Origin of the sequence: Nocardia sp. NRRL S-836, from assembly GCF_001279525.1 — a bacterium.
Taxonomy (GTDB): domain Bacteria; phylum Actinomycetota; class Actinomycetes; order Mycobacteriales; family Pseudonocardiaceae; genus Lentzea.
In genome coordinates, this window is sequence record NZ_LGDY01000095.1 from 20169 (window position 1) to 37418 (window position 17250).

Genomic DNA, 17250 nt, shown 5'->3' on the forward strand with positions numbered 1-17250 from the left:
TCGGTTCTCCTTGTCAGCGGGTGGATTCGCGGTTGAAGAGCTTTTTGGACCACAGGTAGCCGCCGGTGCCGATGACGACGCACCAGCCCAGCGCGATCCAGCCGCTGTTGCCGATCGGCGTGCCCATCAGCAGGCCGCGCAGCGCGTCGATGAACGGGGTGAAGGGCTGGTACTCGGCGAACCAGCGCAGCACGGCCGGCATCGAGTCGGTGGGCACGAAACCGTTGCCGAAGAACGGGAGCAGGATCAACGGCAGGCCGACGTTGCTCGACGACTCGACGGACTTGCTGGCGAGGCCCAGCGCGGCGGAGAACCAGATGAGCGCGAACGCCATGCCCACCAGCAACCCGGCCAGCGCGAACCAGTCGGTGACGCTCGCCTGCGGCCGGAACCCGATGGCCACCGCGACACCGAAGACGAACGTCATGGCGAGCACGGTCTGCACGAGGCTGCCGACGACGTGTCCGGTGAGGACGGACACCCGTGCGATCCTCATGGTGCGGAAGCGGTCGACGATGCCCTCGGTCATGTCCATCGCGATCGAGATGGTGGTGCCCTGCACCGCGGCGGTGATCGACATCAGGATGATCGTCGGCGTGACGTAGCTCAGGTACTCCGCGCGGCCGCCGGACGGCCCGCCGAGGCCGGCGCCGAGCGTGCCGCCGAAGACGTAGACGAACAGCAGCAGGAAGACGACCGGCATGATCAGCAGCTGGAACGTCATCGACGGGTAGCGGACCATCCGCTTGAGGTTGCGGCGCACCATCGTCGCCGAGTCGGTCAGTGCGTGGGTCATCGCTGGGCCACCTTGTCGGGGTTGCCGGTGAGGGCGAGGAAGACGTCGTCGAGGTCGGGGGTGTGCATGCTGAGCGAGTCGACCGGGACGGCGTTGTCGTCCAGCCGGTCGAGCAACGCCTTGAGCGCGCCGACGCTGCCGTCGCTGGGCACGCGCAGGGCCAGCCCGTCGCGGGAGGCGTCGCCGACGAGCCGCTGGGCGGACTCCAGGTGCCGCGGATCGGTGAACTGCAGCAGGACGTGGCCGCCGGGGATGCGCCGCTTGAGCTCGTCGGCGGTGCCCTCCGCGACGACCCGGCCCTGGTCGAGCACCGCGATCCGGTCGGCGAGCTCGTCGGCCTCCTCCAGGTACTGGGTGGTGAGGAAGATCGTGACGCCGGAGGCCACCAGCTCCCGCACGATCTGCCACATGGCGCGGCGGCTGCGCGGGTCCAGCCCGGTGGTCGGCTCGTCCAGGAAGATCACCTGCGGCGAGCCCACCAGCGTCATCGCGAGGTCGAGCCGGCGCCGCATGCCGCCGGAGTAGGTCGACGCCGACCGGTCCGCCGCGTCGAGGAGGTCGAACTGCTCCAGCAGCTGCTCGGCCCTGCGCCTGCCGTCGGCCTTGCCGAGGTGGTGCAGGTCGGCCATCAGCTTCAGGTTCTCCCTGCCCGTCATCAGGTTGTCGACGGCCGAGAACTGGCCGGTCACGCCGATGGCGGCGCGCACGGCGTCCGGGTCGGCCGCGACGTCGTGCCCGGCAACGGAAGCGCTGCCGCCGTCGGCGCGGATCAACGTGGAGAGGATCTTGACCGTGGTGGTCTTGCCGGCGCCGTTCGCGCCGAGCAACGAGAAGACGGTGCCGCGCGCGACGGTCAGGTCCACGCCCTTGAGCACCTCGGTGTCACCGTACGAGCGGCGCAGGCCGGTTGCCTTGATCGCGTTCATCGGGATTGCTCCTCAGGCCCGGCGGATCGTGATGTCGCCGAACGACGTGTTGGCGGTGACCTTGACGGTCTCGGTGGAGTTGCCGGGGCCGTCGCTGCCGTCGAGCGTGTTCGTGACGCGGCCGAACCCGGTCTTGACGTCGAGCCACGCGGCGGTGCCCGCGGCGATGCCGAGCTCGATGCTGCCCATGGCGGTGCTGAGCGTGGCGGCGTCGCGGACGACTGCGCCGACGGTGATGGAACCCATGGCGGTCTTGGCGTCCAGCAACGCGCCCACGCGCTCGGCGGTGATGTCGCCGTTGGCCGCACGGGCCCGCAGCTCGCCCCCGACCGTGCCGATCTCGGTGTTGCCGTTGGAGTTCTTGACCGTCAGCGACCCGGAGACCGTGCCGACGCGGATGCTGCCGCTGCCGGACTTGACGTCGGCGTTGCCGTCGGCCGCGCCGACGGTGATCTGGCCGGCGCCGGTGTCGACCTTCAGCGGGCCGGTCCGGTCGAGGTGGACGTGCCCCGCGGACATGTCGGCCGCGGTCTCCCCGAGGACACCGGTGGTGCGGATGCCGCCCGCGGTCACGTCGAGGTCGGCCTTCGAACCGGTCGGGAGCTCGATGACCACGTCGACGCTCCTGGTCTTCTTGGAGAAGTCGAACGTCCGCTTCTGGCCGCGGACGGTCAGCGTGCCGTCGGCGAAGTCGACGCGGGTCTTCTGCGCGGCCTCGACGTCGGAGTTGTCGCGCGGGTCGGAGGGCCGCACCTCGACCGAGGTGGTCGTGCGGTCGCTCGCCCTCACCTCGACGTGGCCCGCGTAGATGTCGAGCAGCACCGAAATCGGCCCTGGCGTGTCGTAAGAAGGCATGGCTGTCCCCTCAGAAGGTGTCGGAAAACCGTCTCCGCAGGTCAGAGACGTGAAGTGGAACGGGGCAGGGTCAGCGGACCCAGCCGGTGAACCGCTGTGACTGGGCGACGCCGCCGAGCCACGACTCGGCGGCGGTCTCGCGCTTGGGAGCCAGCTGCGCGGTCGCGGCGCGGACCAGCCACGCGTTGACCGAGCGGCCCTCCTTGGCGGCGGCCTCGTCGATCGCGGCCTTGAGCTGTTCGGGCAGGCGGACGTTGATGCGCACGGTGGCGCCGTCCTCGTAGCCGGACGGGTCCTCGGCGGGTGCCGGTTCCGGCGCGGCCTCGGCTGGCTGCGGCTCGACCGGCCGGCGGTTCACGACGAACTTGGGGTCACGGCCCCGCAGCAGCACCTGCACCGAGTCCGGTGCCAGGTCCGCGGTGATCTCGTCGGCCGCGGCGGAGAGCGCTTCGAGCAGCGCCAGCCGGATCGCCGACTCCATCGACACGGTCAACCGCTCGACCAGCGCGCTGTCCTCGCCACCGCCCAGCTCGGCGGCGGTCAGCAGTTCGCGGCCGAGGGAAGCCACATACGGCGTCAGATCCATGGCACCACTATGGCACACGGTGGTGCCATCTACAAGCCTTCTTGGCTCAGTTTGGCATCATCATGGCTCAGATATCACGCCGTGAGCAGATCAGCGCAGGTCAGAAGGATGAGACACGGTGACTCGCGATGGCTCAGCGTGGCTCACGGCGTGAGCAGGCGGCGGCTCAGCCACGTCAGCGAGTCCGCGACCTGCTCCTGGGTGACGCCACGGCGGCGCTGCTCCTGGTAGACCTCCGGTGCCAGCGGGGCGAGCAGCACCTCGATCAGGCCGTCCGGCTCCCGCACGCCCGCCTCGACCAGCAACGCCCGCACGTGCATCCGCCAGAACCCGTAGGCACCCGTGCCGAACCTGGCGTCACCGACCTCGGCCCCCAGCACGAGGTGCAGGTGCCGATCCAGCAACGCGGTCATCGCGCCGTAGAACGCCGCGAGCCGGTCGGACGGCGTCGCGCCCGGCCCGAGCGGTGGCTCACCGCGCAGCAACTGCTCCTGCAGTTGCCGTTCGTGCTCGTCCAGCAGTGCCGCGGCGATCGACGCCGGGTCGGGATAACGCCGGTACAGCGTCGCTCTGCCCACGCCGGCCGCACGGGCGATGTCCTCCATCGTGACCTGGCGCGCGTCCTTGGCCGCGAACACCTGTTCCGCGGCCGCGAGCACGCGCGCACGGTTGCGCGCGGCGTCGACGCGCTCCCTGACCTCCGGCTGCCCGGTCGTCACCGCGAGCAGGGACTCACCCTGTCCGCCCCTGATGGCCATACCCGGATCCTACGCGCACCACGAGGAAGTGGACAGCGCGTCCACTTCCCCCTTAGGCTGACCACGACATATGGACACGCTGTCCACTTATGCAGGTTGGGGGTAGTCCCGTGTACTTCGCACTCTTGGCGGCAGCGCTGCTGGTCGGGTGTCTGCTCGCGGTGCAGGCGTCGGTGAACCTTCAGCTGAACAAGGCGGTCGGAACGCCGTACGGCGCCTCGACGCTGCAGCTCAGCGTGGCCACCGCACTGCTCGCGGTCCTCGCCGTCGCGGTGGGCACGATCGGGGCCGTCGGCCTCGTGCCCGACGTCGAGCCGTGGCACCTGCTCGGTGGCCTGGCGAGCCCGCTCTACATCACCAGCGGCATCCTGCTGTTCCCACGACTGGGCGCACTGGCCGCTGTCGGGCTCTTCGTCACCGGCCAGATGTTCGCCTCGCTCGCGCTGGACCTGTTCGGGCTGTTCGGCGTGCCGCGGCAGCCGCTCACCATCGGCATCGCGGTCGGCGCCATCGCCGTGCTGGCCGGCATCACCGTGATCATCCGCGGTCAGCTCAAGGCCCAGAAGGCCGTCGCACCCGCTCCCGCCGCCGCACCGGCCGGTGGTGGCACCGCGACCGCCACCAAGGCCGCGACCGGCACCGGCGTGAAGCAGGCCGGCTGGATCGTCCTCGGCATCGTCGCGGGCGCGGTCCTGCCGATCCAGGGCGCGGTCAACGCCAAGCTGCGCGCCGACCTCAAGGCACCGATCACCGTCGCGATGATCAGCTTCATCGTGGCCACGCTCGCCATCGCCGTGGTGCTGCTCGTCATGCGCGCGCTCAACCGCACCCCGGCGCCGAAGCTCGCGCCGCTGCGGACGATGCCGTGGTGGGGCTGGCTCGGCGGTGCCTGTGCCGCGGCCTACGTCACCGCGACGTTCATGCTCATCCCGGAGATCGGCGCCGCCACCACGGTCGCGCTCACCGTCACCGGCCAGCAGCTGGCCTCCGCGCTGATCGACAGCCGCGGCCTGTTTCAGATGCCGCGCCGGCCGTTCACCTCGGTTCGCATCACCGGACTCGCGCTTCTGGTCGTGGGGTCCGCGCTCGTCCAACTCACCTGACCCGCCGAGCCCTTGGGGGGAAATCCCGTGCCGCCGAACATGCGCAAGCCCTACCGCGCAGCTCCCGACATCTTCACCCTCCCGTCCTGGTTACCCATCCCCGGCGCGGGCCTGCTGCCCGTCAACGCGCACCTGATCCGCGCCAGGGAACCCGTTCTCGTCGACACCGGCATGGGCATCGACCGCAGCGACTTCCTGGAGTCGCTGTGGTCTTTGGTCGATCCGGTGGACCTGCGGTGGATCGTGCTCACCCACGACGACCGCGACCACGCCGGGAACCTCAAGGAAGTCCTCATGGCGGCACCGAACGCCATGCTGCTCACCAACGGCCTCGCGGTCGCGCGCCTGGGCGAGGAGTGGGACGTGCCACCGAACCGGGTGCGCACGGTCAACCCCGGCCGGACGCTCGACCTGGGCGACCGCAGGATCACGTTGCTGCGGCCGCCCTCCTACGACTCGCCCTCCACGCTCGCCGTCTACGAGCACCGGGAGGAGGCGTTCTTCAGCGCGGACAGCTTCGGCACGATCCTGCCGGAGCTCGTCGACGACGCCGTGGACGCCAAGGAGAACGACTATCTGGACGGCATGGCGCTCTTCACGCGGGCCAACGCCCCGTGGACGGCGCTGGTCGACCAGGCCAAGTGGGACCGCAACCTCGACGACCTCGGCCGGCTGCGGCCGCGCCGGATCCTCAGCTCGCACGGCCCGACGGCCACCGACCGCACCGAACGGCTGCTGGAGACGGTGCGCGCGGTGCCGTCGATGGAGCCGTGGCTGCCCGACGAGGACGTCGAGGTCGAGTCGGTGCTCGCCCAGTACGAAGCAGAACAGCAGAGGAGCTCGCAGTGACCACCGCCAGCAAAGCAGACCTGACGCCGGAGCAGGGCACCATCGTCGTGTTCTCCGACATCTGGTGCTCCTTCGCCCACATCGCGATCCACCGCCTGCACACCACGCGGGAACGCCTCGGCCTGGAGGACCGCGTCCAGTTCGACCTGCGCGCGTTTCCGTTGGAGCTGCTGAACAACGCGTCCAGCCCGCGATCGGGCACCGACAGCGAGGTCGGCCGGATGGCGGCGCAGGAACCCGGCGCCGGCTGGCAGCTGTGGCAGGTGCAGGACTGGCTGTACCCGTCGACCGTCCTGCCCGCGCTCGAAGCCGTGCAGGCGGCGAAGCTGCAGAGCCTGCACGCCTCCGAGCAGCTGGACCTGGCGCTGCGCAAGGCTTTCTGGGCGCAGTCACGAAACATCAGCAACCGCGGGGTGATCGTGGACTGCGCCGAGAGCACGGGTGCGGTCGACGTGGCGGAGCTGGTCGAGGCGCTCGACGACGGCAGGGCCCGGCGCACGCTGGCCGACCAGGCCGCCATCGCGGCCACGGACGTCGTGAACTGCAGCCCGCACCTGTTCCTGCCCGACGGCACCGACCACGCCAACCCGGGCATCCAGGTGCGCTGGGAGGGCGGCTATGGCGTCGGCTGGCCGGTCGTGGAAGCCGACGACGCGACCGTTTACGAGGAACTGCTGAAGCGTTCCGCGGCCTGACCGCTGCCCACCCCGGAAAAAACTTAACCATCCTCCGCTAAATACCAAGCAGAACACCAGAAACCGGCCTGGCGCACCCCTTTCGGGGTCGCGCCATTTCGGCGTTCCCGGAAAAGCGGGTCATAAAGACTATAGGCAACTTTGCAGAAATATCGCCGTTACCGTTCTGTTACACCGATTCTCGGGCCATTCAGCTAGCTTTGGCCCATCGCGGCTGGGGAGTTCGCGAACCAACCCACAACAATTCCTCGGGGGAATTACTGTGAGTAACAACAATGCTGTGGAAGATTTCGTCGACCTCACACAGCACGAACTGCTGGCTCTCCGAACAAGGTTCAACCTGGCTGACGCGCACACGCACCAGTACCAGTCACCGAGCCAGGACAAGATCGTTTCCCGGCTACCTGACCTGTGGTACGAGGCGGAACGCGACCAGCAGGCCCACTTCGAGCAGAAGTTCATCGAGGCTTTCTTCCGGCTGCACAAACAGCCCACCGCAGCGTCGATGGGAAAGACCTGGCTTTCCTACTCGGCCAGCGTCTCGACCATGGTCGCGGCCATGTACATGATGCAGCGCAACATGTCCGTCTCTTTGGTCGAACCGTGCTTCGACAACCTGGTGGACCTGCTGAAGTGCATGCGGGTGGACACCCGTCCGCTCGCCGAGGAAACGCTGCACGACGTCGGCTCGATCTACGAGAACCTCAAGGTCGTCGAGACCGACGCGATCTACCTGGTCGACCCGAACAACCCGACCGGTTTCACGCTGCTCAAGGACGGCCGCAGCGGCTTCGAGGAGGTCGTCCGCTACTGCGTCGACCACGACAAGCTGCTCGTCATCGACTTCTGCTTCGCCTCCTTCGCGCTGTGCGACCAGGGCATGGACCGCTTCGACGTCTACCAGCTGCTGGAGGACTCGGGCGTCACGTACATGGCGATCGAGGACACCGGCAAGACCTGGCCGGTGCAGGACGCCAAGTGCGCGATGATCACGGTCAGCGAGAACATCCGCGAAGAGGTCTACAACATCCACACGGCGGTGCTGCTCAACGTCTCGCCGTTCGTGCTCAACGTCCTCACCCAGTACGTGGAGGACTCCATCGCGGACGACTTCGCGTCGGTGCGCGACGTGATCAGCGAGAACCGCGCCACCATCCGAGAGGCGCTCGACGGCACGATCCTGTCCTACGTCGAGCCGGTCGTGGACACCAGCGTCGCCTGGTTCCGCATCGAGGCCGAGCAGGTGACCGCCACCCAGCTGCAGGCCACGATGCTGGAGCACGAGGTCTACGTGCTGCCCGGCACGTTCTTCTACTGGAACGAGCCCAGCCGCGGCGAGCGGTACGTCCGCATCGCCCTGGCCCGGCAGCCGGAGCACTTCGCCGGCGCCGCGCGCAAGATGCGGGAGGTGCTGCTGTCCGATGAGCGCTGAGGCGATGATCGACGCCTCGCTGTTCATGGGCATGCACAGCACCGACGACACGGTCCGCGGCCGCTGCAAGAGCTTCTTCGCGCAGCGGCTGACGGGCCGGGTCTCGATGAGCCTGGAACATGTGGGGTTCTGCGACAACCTGGTGTGGTCCTACCCGCGAGCGGAGCAGGACGCTTACTACCCGTTCATGGACGTCCTCCACACGGACATGCGGATCGACCGCATCGGTTACGAGGAGACGGACCTGAAGTTCGCGCTCGACACGGCGTGGCCGCCCGACCTGCCCTGGCACGAACGGCTGCTGCTGGCCATGGCGACGCGGCTCGGCGCCGTGGTGCACACGGCCAGCAGCCGGCTCACCGGCCGCACCGACCTGCCCGCCGCGGTCGTGTCGGTGCTCAACACCGCGCAGGACTCCGCGGTGGACTTCCCTGAACCGCTGGAACGGCTCTACGCCGACTCGCTGGCCCTGCGGGTCGCTCCGGAGAGGGTGTGAGGACGAATGGCTTACTCCGGAACGATCGTGCCGCTGGTGACGCCGCTGGACGACAGCGGGCAGGTGTGCCGCGAGAGCGTCGCGCGGCTGGTGGAGTCGGTGCGCGGCAACGTCTCCGGGCTGATGCCCACGTTGAGCTCCGGCGAAGGCTGGCTGCTCGACACGCGGCAGTGGACCGACATGGTGAGCACCGTCGTGGAGCACTCGGGCGGGTTGCCGGTGCTGGCCGGCGTGCAGCTGCCGGACACCGGGTCGGTCGTCGAGCGCTCGCGGCTCGCCGAACGGCTGGGCGTGTCGGCCGTCGTGGTCACGACGCCGTTCCGCGCGGACATCAGCCAGGACGAGATCTTCCAGCACTACCGGGAGGTCTCCGAGGCGCTCGACGTCGGTCTCTTCCTGTACAACGAGAAAGCCGTGTCCGGCAACAGCATCGAGCCCGCCACGCTGCGGCGCGTCTGCACGCAGCTGCCGAACGTCGTCGGCGTCAAGGAGTCCAGTGGGTCCGCGGAGCTGACCCGCGAGCTGGTCGCCGAGTGCCCCGGCCTGCCGGTGTTCGAGGGCTGGGAGAACCTGCTGCTCGAGGCGCGGGGCGTGGCGGGGTTCATCGGGCCGCTCGCCAACCTGGAACCGAAGGTGTGCACGGAGATGCTCGCCGATCCCACCCAGGAGCGCCAGGACGAGATCAACGCGCTGTGCGAGCAGTACGGCGTGTTCGAGGACGACTGGTACCGCCACGTCAAGACGGCCCTGCGCGAGCGCGGGATCATCAAGACAGACCGGGTGGTGGGCACATGAGCGAGCAGCGGCGGCTCTACGTGCACAACCGCTCGGTCCTCGGCGCGGACGCCTACGCCGACCTGCTCGACATCGAAAGCCGCTGGGTGGTGCCCAAGGCCGCCGAGCTGGAGGCCGCCGCACCGGCGTTCTCCGACCGCCGCGACCTGATGGACGCGATCGAGGCGTTCCTCAAGGAGGAGGAGGCCGCCGGTCCGTCCGAGCACGAGCGGTTCCTCGCCGAAGAGGCCACGCTCGACCAGTTCCGCGTGGTGGTGCGGGAGTTCGCGGTCGACGGGCTCGTGGAGTCCCAGTCGCACCTCGGGATCCTGCCGCGGCTGCCGCACAAGGCGCGGATGGCCGTGCTGCGCGTGCTGATCGACGAGTTCGGCTGCGGCAACGACGAGCAGGAGCACTCGGCGTTGTACGGCAAGCTCGTCACCGAGCTGGGCATGCCGGTCGATCTCGACTGGTACGTGGAACGGGCCGGCGAGGAGAGCTTCGCCTACGTCAACCTGTTCCACTGGCTGGCCGAACGGGCGCCCGCGCCGGAGTACTTCCTCGGCGCGTACACCTACTTCGAGTCGAGCGTGCTGTACGCGTTCCGGTGCTACGCGCAGGCGTGCGAGCGGCTGGGTGTCGTGAACCGCAAGTACTACGACGAGCACCTGTACATCGACGCCTTCCACAGCAAGCAGATGCAGGGGGCGGTCAAGGCGCTCGCCGACGAGCGGCCGGTCGACCTCGCGAAGGTGTGGACGGGCGTCACGCTCACCAGCGGGGTCGTGGCCGAGGCGACCGCGGCCGCGATCGACCGGGCGAGGGCGGCATGAGCACCCCCGCCGCCGAACCGGTGGTGCGCCAGCTCGCCGACGACCTGATCCTGGTGGAGGTGGCGGGCAGGCGGATCCTCACGGAGTCCGAGTGCCCGCACCGCAGGGGCCGGCTGCGATACGGCTACGTCAACGGCCGCACCCTGCGGATCACCTGCCCGCTGCACCTCTCCTCGTTCGACCTCACCACCGGCAGGCAGGTCACGGGGCCGCCGTGCCGTGAGCTCGTGGTGGCATCGCTGGCCGACGGTGCCGAGGTGCCGGACGCCGACACCGCCCGCGCACTGCTGGCCGCGGCGGAGGAGGCCCGATGAGCACTCCGCAGAAGGTCGCGGTGGAGACACGAGGTGTGGACGTCGTCCCGGACGAGGAGCGGACGTCGTCGCCGCAGGAGTTCTTCTGGATCTGGAACTCCGCGCAGTTCTCTCTCGGCACGGTCGTGCTCGGCTCGGTGCCGGTGGCGTTCGGGCTCGGCTGGTGGGCGAGCATCAGCTCGTTGCTGATCGGGCTGCTGATCGGCACGGCGGTGGTCGCGCCGCTGGTCCGGTTCGGCAAGGCCACCGGCGCCAACGACCCGGTGTCGAGCGGCGCGCACTTCGGCGTGCGCGGGCGGGTCATCGGCAACGTCATCACGGTCTGCGCGGCGATCGGGTTCTTCTCGATCGCCGTGTGGACCGGCGCGACGGCGATCCTCTTCGCGGGCCAGCGGTTGCTCGGCACGCCGGCGGACGGCGCGGCGCTCGCCGTGGTCGCACCGGTCGTGGCGGTGGTCGTGGTGCTCGTCGCGGTGTACGGCCACGCCGTGCTGCTGGCCACCTACCGGGTGATGACGATCATCGGTGCCGCGGTGCTGCTGGGGCTCGTCGTGGTGCTGCTGCCGAAGTTCGACCCCGGCTACGCGGGCGGTGCGTACGCGCTCGGCGACTTCACCAGGACGTGGCTGCTCGCGGTCACGTTCAGCGCGACGGTGCCGATCTCGTACTCGACCTTCCAGGGCGACTACAGCCGCTACCTGCCCAGGTCCGTGAGCGACCGGTCCGCCGTGTGGTGGAACGGGTCCGCGATGTACCTGAGCAACGCGGTCGCGCTCGGCGTCGGCGCGTTCGTCACCACGCTGCTGACCGATCCCGGCACGCCGTGGATCATCGGCGTGGCCGGTGTGGTGCCGGCGTGGTTCGCGGTCGTCGTGGTGGCCTACGGGCTCGCGGGCACCCTGCCGCAGGGTGGCCTGTGCATCTACGCGGCCGGGTTGTCGGCGCAGTCGATCTTCTGGCGGCTCTCCCGGCCGGTGGCGACGGTCCTGGTGTCCGTGGTCGGCGTCAGCGCGCTGTACGTCGGCGCGGTGGTGTACGACGCGATCGACTCGATCTCGGCGTTCGTGCTGGTGCTGCTCGTGTTCGTGGCGCCGTGGGCCGCGATCATGCTGGTGGGCTACCGGCAGCACGGTGGCCGCTACTCGGCCGCGGACCTGCTCGCGTTCACCTCCACCGGCCAGGGCCGCTACTGGTACACCGGCGGGTTCAACCTCCGCGCGGTCGGCGCGTTCGTGCCGTCCGTCCTGCTGGGACTGTCGTTCGTCGGCAACACCCTGTACACCGGCCCGCTGGCCGGGCTGGCGGGTGGGATCGACCTGAGCGCGGTGGTCCCGTTCGTCACCGCGGTCCTGCTGTACGAGCTGTTGTGCCGCTTGTTCCCGGAAAGGGTTCTCGCGCATGCCGACTGACCCCAGGCTCCCGCTGAGCCACGACACGATCACGGTGTTCACCGACCTCAACTGCTCCTTCGCCCACCTCGCCGTGTACCGCCTGCACGAGGCGCGACGCCGGCTCGGGCTGGAGGGCCGGATCTGGTTCGACCACCGGGCGTTCCCGCTGGAGCTGTTCAACCGCACCGTCAACGAACGACCCGGCGTCGACTCCGAGGTCGCGGTGATCGGCGCGCTGGAACCGGACGCGGGCTGGCGGCTGTGGCAGGGTCCCGACTGGACCTACCCGGTCACGATGCTGCCGCCGCTGGAGGCCGTGCAGGCGGCCAAACAACAGGGCTGGCACGCTTCCGAACAGCTGGACCTGGCGCTGCGCCGGGCTTTCTGGGCGGAGGGACGCTGCATCTCCCTGCGCCACGAGATCCTGGACGTCGCCGCGTCGACCGGTGCCGTGGACGTCGACTCGCTGGCGGAAGCCCTCGACGACGGACGCGCGCGCTCGGCCGTGATGAGCCAGTACGCCGCCGCGAAGGACGGCCGGGTGAACTGCAGCCCGCACGTGTTCCTGCACGACGGCACGAACCTGGCGAATCCCGGCATCCGCACCCGCTGGGTCAACGGCGGGTTCGGCGTCGGGTTCCCGGTGATCGACGCCGACGACCCGTCGGTCTACACCGACCTGCTGGACCGCGCGGCCGGGTTGTCGACGGCCGCCTGACTCGCGCCCGGTCGCGGCGGCAGCGCGGCCGTCGCGACCGGGCGCGGTATCACGGGACAGGTCCTGGTGCGTGTCGCCCGCCAGCCGCGTGCTCGCCAGCCGACTCGTGCGCCACGATCGCGGCCGCACCAGCACCGGCGGGCTCTAAGCGGTCGCACGCACCACGTGCTCGGCCGCCAGCTCGTGCGCCACGATCGCCGCGGCGCGCTCGGCGATCGCGAGCACGGACGCACTGGGGTTGGCGGCGACGATCGTGGGCATCACGGACGCGTCGGCAACCCGCAGCCCGTCCACGCCGCGCACACGCAACGCGGGGTCGACCACGCTGCCGATCGCGCAGGTGCCGGCGAAGTGCAGGAACGTGCCGGTCGCCCGGCGCAGGTAGGCCCGCAGCTCGGCGTCGGACGTCAGTCCCGCGCCGGGTGCGGACTCGCCGGCCCGCCACCGGGCCAGCGCGGGCGCCCCGCCCATCGCACGGGCCCGGCGCAACGCGGTCACCATGAGGCCGAGGTCGCGCGGGTCGCGGTAGTGGCCGGGATCGACCAGCGCCGGTTCGTGCGGGTCGGCGCTCGTCAGCCGCACCGATCCGCGGCTGTGCGGGCGTTGCAGCGAGAACAGCACCGAGTAGCCGTGCTCGGGTTCGCCGTGCGGCAGCGGGAAGTGCGTGAACACCAGCCGCAGGTCCGGGTCCTCGATCGGGTCGCTGCGCAGCAGCACCTGCGGGGTGTCGGGCACCCGGCCGTCGTCGGCGGACATCCGCGCGGTGAACGTGACGTACGCGAAGGGGTGGTCCTGGAGGTTCTCGCCGACGCCCGGCAGGTCCCGCACGACGTCGATGCCCAGGCGCCGCAACCTCTCCGCCGGTCCGACGCCGGACAGCAGCAGCAACTGCGCCGAGCCGACCGCACCGGCCGTGAGCAGGACCTCGCGCGAAGCGAACGCGATGCGCGGCCGTCCGTCCACGACGTACTCGACGCCGGTGCAGCGGCGGCCGGCGAACAGCAGCTGCCGGGCCCGTGCGCCGGTCAGCACGGTGAGGTTGCTGCGGCGCAACGGTTTCAGGTAGGCGGCGTACGCGCTCTGCGGCGTGAACCCGACGAGGTTCAGCTCGGTGCGGGCCACCCCCTCGGCCACCCGGCCGTTGCCGTCCGCGGTGAACGGCGCACCGGCCTCCTCGGCCGCGCGGTAGCAGGCGTCGTAGAACGAACCGGGCTCGGCCGCGGGTGCCGGCGCCACCACCACCGGGCCGTCGTGGCCACGCCAGCGCGGGTCCGTGCCCGCGGCGTTCTCGGCGCGTTTGAGGTGGGGTAACAGGTTCTGGAAGTTCCAGCCGGTCGCACCGGCCCGTTCCCACGCGTCGTAGCTGGAGCGGTGCGCGCGGACGTGGGCCGTGGGCGCGGCGGGGGTGTCGTGGTGGCCGGCTTCGAGGAGCAGGACCGTGTGCGCGCGGTTCTCCGACAGCCGGGCGGCCAGCACGCATCCGGCCGTGCCGCCGCCCACGACGACGAAGTCGTAATCGGTCATCGCCGCGCCCCGCCCTGCTCGGCAGCGGAAAAGGGCATGGCGAGTAGAGCCAACGTGGTGGCCGGCATCGGCTTGCTCCCTGAGGTTCGTCCAGAGGCCGGCTTCGCGGCCCGACGCCACCTACACGGATGGGAGGCCGCGGCGGTTCACACTGATCTTCGGGAAGTTCCCCGCGTGCTCAGCGCGCGGCGAAGACGCTGGTGAACGCGGCCAGCGTCGGGGTGTCCCGCTGCCGGTCGAGCACGGCGAACACCACGTGGTCGAAGAACCGGCAGTCCCGCAACGCGCCGTGGAACGCCTGCGCGACGGTCGTGGGGTCGTTCGCGAAGACACCGCAGCCCCACGCGCCCAGCACGAGCCGCCGATGCCCGTGAGCGGCCGCGACCTGGAGCACGCGGGTGGCGCGCCGGCGCAGCTGGCCGGGCACGGCGGCGGCGCGTTCCGGCTGGTTGCGCCGGATCGCGCCGAGGTTCGGCGCCGCCGCGGTGAGGAACGACACCGGGTAGGCGGCGGGCAGCAGCTCTCCCCAGTCGTCGCGGAACACCGGCACGCCCGGCGAGTGGATGACCCGGTCGCTGTAGCCCAGGTCGTCGTGGGCGCGGTGGTGGGCGTAGAAGTCACCCGCCGCGAGCAGGCAGGCGTGGAGCGCCGACGCCCGTGCGACGCTCTCCTCCTGTGCCTGCGCGCCGTTCAGGAAACCGCCGCCGGGGTTGCGGGCGGAGGCGAACACCAGCGCCGCGACGTCCCCACCCAGCCGCCGCGTCGCCGCCAGCGTGGACTCGTCGGTCACGTCGACGCGCGGGAGCTCGCCCTGTTCGGGCAGCTCCAGGACGTCGTCGGGGGTGTACAACCGGGTTCCGGTCACCGCCGGGGTGACGTCGAACGTGACCGTTCCCGTTGCGGTGCGGTAGGAACCGCGTTCCACGATCGCCACCGTCTCGCGGGCGATCGCCTTCAGCCTCGTGCTCATGATGAGCCGATTGTGGGCGTGCGGTTCGCCGCGGCCAAGCGAGTTTCAGGCCGGGGCCGCGGTCCGGGCGTAGTGCTCGGCGACCGCCGCGAACGCCTCCTTCGGCGCCCACGACCCGTCCTCGAAGACCTTCACGATCCCGGGGCTCGCCATGTCGAGGTCCCGTCGCGGGTCGTCGGGCCGGTGCGTGAAGTCGTTGAGCGCGAACAGGTACACGAACGCGCTGTCCACGCCCTCCGCCTCGAAGATCGCGAGCAGGTCGCGCAGGTACGCCGCCTGCTCGGCCTCGTCGCGGACGTAGCCGTCCTTGATCCCGACCGGCCGCCCGCCCGCGTCGTGCTCGACGATCTCCATGCTGCGCGGCGCGACCGCACCCGACCCGCGCCACGCCGCCGTGCCGAACCCGGTGATCGCCACCGGTTTCCCCTGCGCCACCACGGAACGCACGCCCTCGACGTAGCGATCGGCGACCTCGGCGGACCGGATGAGCTCCAGCGACACGATGTCGAACAGCTCCCAGTCGACCCGCTCGAACGGGATGGCCGCGTAGGTGACCCGGCCGTGGAACTCCGCGCGCACCGCCGTGACCGCCTCCGCGAGGAACTCGTTGAGCCGTGCGGCCGCCTCGGCCATCCGCGCGGGGTTCCCCAGCAGCTGCCCCACGCGGTCCAAGACGTCACTGCCCGGCGTGAAACCGCTGTTCATGATGCTCAGCTCGGCCCCGGCCACGAACACCACCTCGGCGCCGTCCGCGCGCACCCGTTCCGCCCGCCGCGCGCAGTCCAGGAAGAGCGCCGAGATCTCCGCGGGCGTCAGCTCCAGCGGGTACGGCGAGAACCACACCTCCAGCCCCAGCCCGGCGGCGGCCCGCGCGGCCTGCTCCAGGCGCTCCGGATCGCCCCCGACCAGGTGGACGGCGGTGCAGTGCAGCTCGTCGCGGATGACCGTCAGGTCACGCCGCACCGCCTCCGGGTCGAGCTCCGGCAGCGAGTTCTCCCCCTTGACCACGAACCCCGTGCTGTACGCGATTCCCCTGCCCCGCATGGCCGTGCTCCTCTTCGTCGGTCGACGCCGCCGAGAGTAGTCGCCATTCTTGCGTACGCGCAAGTTTGCGTGATCGCATCCAACACCACCCGAGGAACGCCAGTCCCAGCCAGACGTAGGCGTTGCCGACCAGGTGCTGCCACCACGTCCACTCCAGCTCGCGGTCCCCCAGTTTCGGCAGGTACCAGTGCGGGCCGATCGCGAACACCGCCACGACCGCGACCCGGACCGGGCCGGACAGCACCGGCAGCGCCACCGCGACCCACGCCCAGTGGTGCGACCAGGACACCGGCGAGACCAGCAGCCCGGCCACGGCGACCGCGACCAGCGCCGTCAGGTCGTCCTCCAGCCGGGACACCACCAGCACCAGCACCGCGAGCACGGCCAGGCAGAGCACGATCCACACCGCCTCGGGCGCCTGCAACCGGACCAGCAGCCCGCGCAACGACTGGTTGGCGGTGTAGGCGAGCCCGCCGACGCGGTGCGGGTCGAACACCGCGGCGAACCAGAACTCCCGCGACTCCACCGGCGCCAGCACCCAGCCGAGCGCCCCGCACCCCGCGAACGCCGCCACCGCCGTCACCGCGGCCCGCCACCGCCCGCGGCACAGGAAGAACAGCACGAAGATCGCGGGCGTCAGCTTGACCGCGGCGGCGATGCCGACCAGCAGCCCGCGCGGCCACGGCGTGCGCGGCAGCAGGCAGTCCAGCACGACCAGCCCGAGCAGGACCAGGTTGATCTGCCCCAGGTCCGTCCCGCCGCGCACCGGCTCCAGCAGCAGACACACCGCGGCCAGCCCGAACCCGGCCTGCGGCACCGTGCTCACCCGGCTCGCCGCCACCCGGCACGCGAGCGTGAACAGCACGATCCCGGCCGCCGTCCACACCACCGCGGCGACCGCCAGCGGCACCGGCGACAGCACGCTGAACAGCGCCGCGGCGAACGGCGGGTAGGTGAACGGCAGGCCGTCCGGGCCGGGGAAGTCCGGCCGGTAGAGGCCGTCGCCCGACCGCAGCACCTCCCCGCCGGTGAGGTAGACCCGCAGGTCCAGCGCCCCGCCGTGGAAGCTGCGCACGCACACCCACACCAGCAGCCCGGCCACGACGACCGCCCACACCCAGCGGAGATCGGTCCGCGCCAGACGCGACGCCATCAGCCGCGGAACCGCCTGATCCAGCACTGCCAG

Annotated in this window: 19 protein-coding genes; 10 read left to right on the plus strand and 9 right to left on the minus strand. The window is 70.6% G+C overall.

Annotation, left to right across the window (positions count from 1 at the left end; all coding sequences use genetic code 11):
* Window positions 1–13: 13 nt before the first annotated feature.
* From ADL03_RS17775 to ADL03_RS17795, 5 genes are all read right to left on the minus strand, one after another.
* The gene (locus tag ADL03_RS17775) at window positions 14–796 is read right to left on the minus strand and encodes an ABC transporter permease (protein WP_053734594.1); all 783 of its coding nucleotides are present in this window, start codon (window positions 794–796) and stop codon (window positions 14–16) included.
* Window positions 793–1722 carry an ATP-binding cassette domain-containing protein gene (locus ADL03_RS17780; protein WP_053734595.1) on the minus strand — a complete coding sequence of 310 codons (930 nt, stop codon included), beginning with the start codon at window positions 1720–1722 and terminating at the stop codon, window positions 793–795. Before ADL03_RS17780 ends, ADL03_RS17775 begins: the two co-directional genes overlap by 4 nt.
* Window positions 1723–1734: 12 nt before the next feature.
* Window positions 1735–2577: a DUF4097 family beta strand repeat-containing protein gene (locus tag ADL03_RS17785; protein ID WP_053734596.1), complete on the minus strand. Its 843-nt coding sequence runs from the start codon at window positions 2575–2577 to the stop codon at window positions 1735–1737.
* A 70-nt stretch (window positions 2578–2647) separates the two neighbouring features.
* Window positions 2648–3163 carry a YlcI/YnfO family protein gene (locus tag ADL03_RS17790; protein ID WP_053734597.1) on the minus strand — a complete coding sequence of 172 codons (516 nt, stop codon included), beginning with the start codon at window positions 3161–3163 and terminating at the stop codon, window positions 2648–2650.
* 143 nt (window positions 3164–3306) lie between these two features.
* Window positions 3307–3921 (minus strand): TetR/AcrR family transcriptional regulator, encoded by a 615-nt coding sequence (locus ADL03_RS17795; protein ID WP_053734598.1) that lies wholly within the window; start codon window positions 3919–3921, stop codon window positions 3307–3309.
* A gap of 110 nt (window positions 3922–4031) precedes the next feature.
* Between ADL03_RS17795 and ADL03_RS17800 the strand changes: the two genes are divergently transcribed.
* The 10 genes from ADL03_RS17800 (at window position 4032) to ADL03_RS17845 (ending at window position 12526) form a co-directional block, all read left to right on the plus strand.
* A complete protein-coding gene (locus ADL03_RS17800) occupies window positions 4032–5024 on the plus strand; it encodes a DMT family transporter (protein WP_053734599.1) in 993 nt (330 codons plus the stop codon).
* A 27-nt stretch (window positions 5025–5051) separates the two neighbouring features.
* Window positions 5052–5873 (plus strand): MBL fold metallo-hydrolase, encoded by an 822-nt coding sequence (locus tag ADL03_RS17805; RefSeq protein ID WP_197288422.1) that lies wholly within the window; start codon window positions 5052–5054, stop codon window positions 5871–5873.
* A complete protein-coding gene (locus ADL03_RS17810; RefSeq protein WP_053734600.1) occupies window positions 5870–6568 on the plus strand; it encodes a DsbA family protein in 699 nt (232 codons plus the stop codon). Before ADL03_RS17805 ends, ADL03_RS17810 begins: the two co-directional genes overlap by 4 nt.
* 280 nt (window positions 6569–6848) lie before the next feature.
* Window positions 6849–8000 carry an aminotransferase class I/II-fold pyridoxal phosphate-dependent enzyme gene (locus ADL03_RS17815; RefSeq protein WP_157528861.1) on the plus strand — a complete coding sequence of 384 codons (1152 nt, stop codon included), beginning with the start codon at window positions 6849–6851 and terminating at the stop codon, window positions 7998–8000.
* Window positions 7990–8496 carry a DUF6190 family protein gene (locus ADL03_RS17820; protein ID WP_053734602.1) on the plus strand — a complete coding sequence of 169 codons (507 nt, stop codon included), beginning with the start codon at window positions 7990–7992 and terminating at the stop codon, window positions 8494–8496. The genes ADL03_RS17815 and ADL03_RS17820 overlap by 11 nt, the downstream gene beginning before the upstream one ends.
* Before the next feature lie 6 nt (window positions 8497–8502).
* On the plus strand, window positions 8503–9291 hold the full coding sequence (locus tag ADL03_RS17825; protein WP_053734603.1) for a dihydrodipicolinate synthase family protein: 789 nt from the start codon (window positions 8503–8505) through the stop codon (window positions 9289–9291).
* A complete protein-coding gene (locus ADL03_RS17830) occupies window positions 9288–10103 on the plus strand; it encodes an iron-containing redox enzyme family protein (protein ID WP_053734604.1) in 816 nt (271 codons plus the stop codon). The genes ADL03_RS17825 and ADL03_RS17830 overlap by 4 nt, the downstream gene beginning before the upstream one ends.
* A complete protein-coding gene (locus tag ADL03_RS17835) occupies window positions 10100–10417 on the plus strand; it encodes a Rieske 2Fe-2S domain-containing protein (RefSeq protein ID WP_063798623.1) in 318 nt (105 codons plus the stop codon). Before ADL03_RS17830 ends, ADL03_RS17835 begins: the two co-directional genes overlap by 4 nt.
* Complete coding sequence (locus ADL03_RS17840) at window positions 10414–11826, plus strand: cytosine permease (RefSeq protein ID WP_053734605.1); 1413 nt, start codon at window positions 10414–10416, stop codon at window positions 11824–11826. Before ADL03_RS17835 ends, ADL03_RS17840 begins: the two co-directional genes overlap by 4 nt.
* A complete protein-coding gene (locus ADL03_RS17845; RefSeq protein ID WP_053734606.1) occupies window positions 11816–12526 on the plus strand; it encodes a DsbA family protein in 711 nt (236 codons plus the stop codon). The genes ADL03_RS17840 and ADL03_RS17845 overlap by 11 nt, the downstream gene beginning before the upstream one ends.
* 144 nt (window positions 12527–12670) lie before the next feature.
* Here the strand turns inward: ADL03_RS17845 and ADL03_RS17850 are convergent, their stop codons facing one another.
* The 4 genes from ADL03_RS17850 to ADL03_RS17865 all read right to left on the minus strand — a co-directional run bounded on the left by ADL03_RS17850 (window position 12671) and on the right by ADL03_RS17865 (window position 17244).
* Window positions 12671–14050 (minus strand): GMC family oxidoreductase, encoded by a 1380-nt coding sequence (locus ADL03_RS17850; RefSeq protein ID WP_053734607.1) that lies wholly within the window; start codon window positions 14048–14050, stop codon window positions 12671–12673.
* A 178-nt stretch (window positions 14051–14228) separates the two neighbouring features.
* Window positions 14229–15020 carry a TIGR02452 family protein gene (locus tag ADL03_RS17855; protein WP_053734608.1) on the minus strand — a complete coding sequence of 264 codons (792 nt, stop codon included), beginning with the start codon at window positions 15018–15020 and terminating at the stop codon, window positions 14229–14231.
* Between the two features lie 45 nt (window positions 15021–15065).
* Entirely contained in the window at window positions 15066–16064 is a 999-nt protein-coding gene (locus ADL03_RS17860) for a hypothetical protein (protein WP_053734609.1), read from the minus strand.
* Window positions 15973–17244 carry a glycosyltransferase 87 family protein gene (locus tag ADL03_RS17865; RefSeq protein ID WP_053734610.1) on the minus strand — a complete coding sequence of 424 codons (1272 nt, stop codon included), beginning with the start codon at window positions 17242–17244 and terminating at the stop codon, window positions 15973–15975. The genes ADL03_RS17860 and ADL03_RS17865 overlap by 92 nt, the downstream gene beginning before the upstream one ends.
* Window positions 17245–17250: the final 6 nt, after the last annotated feature.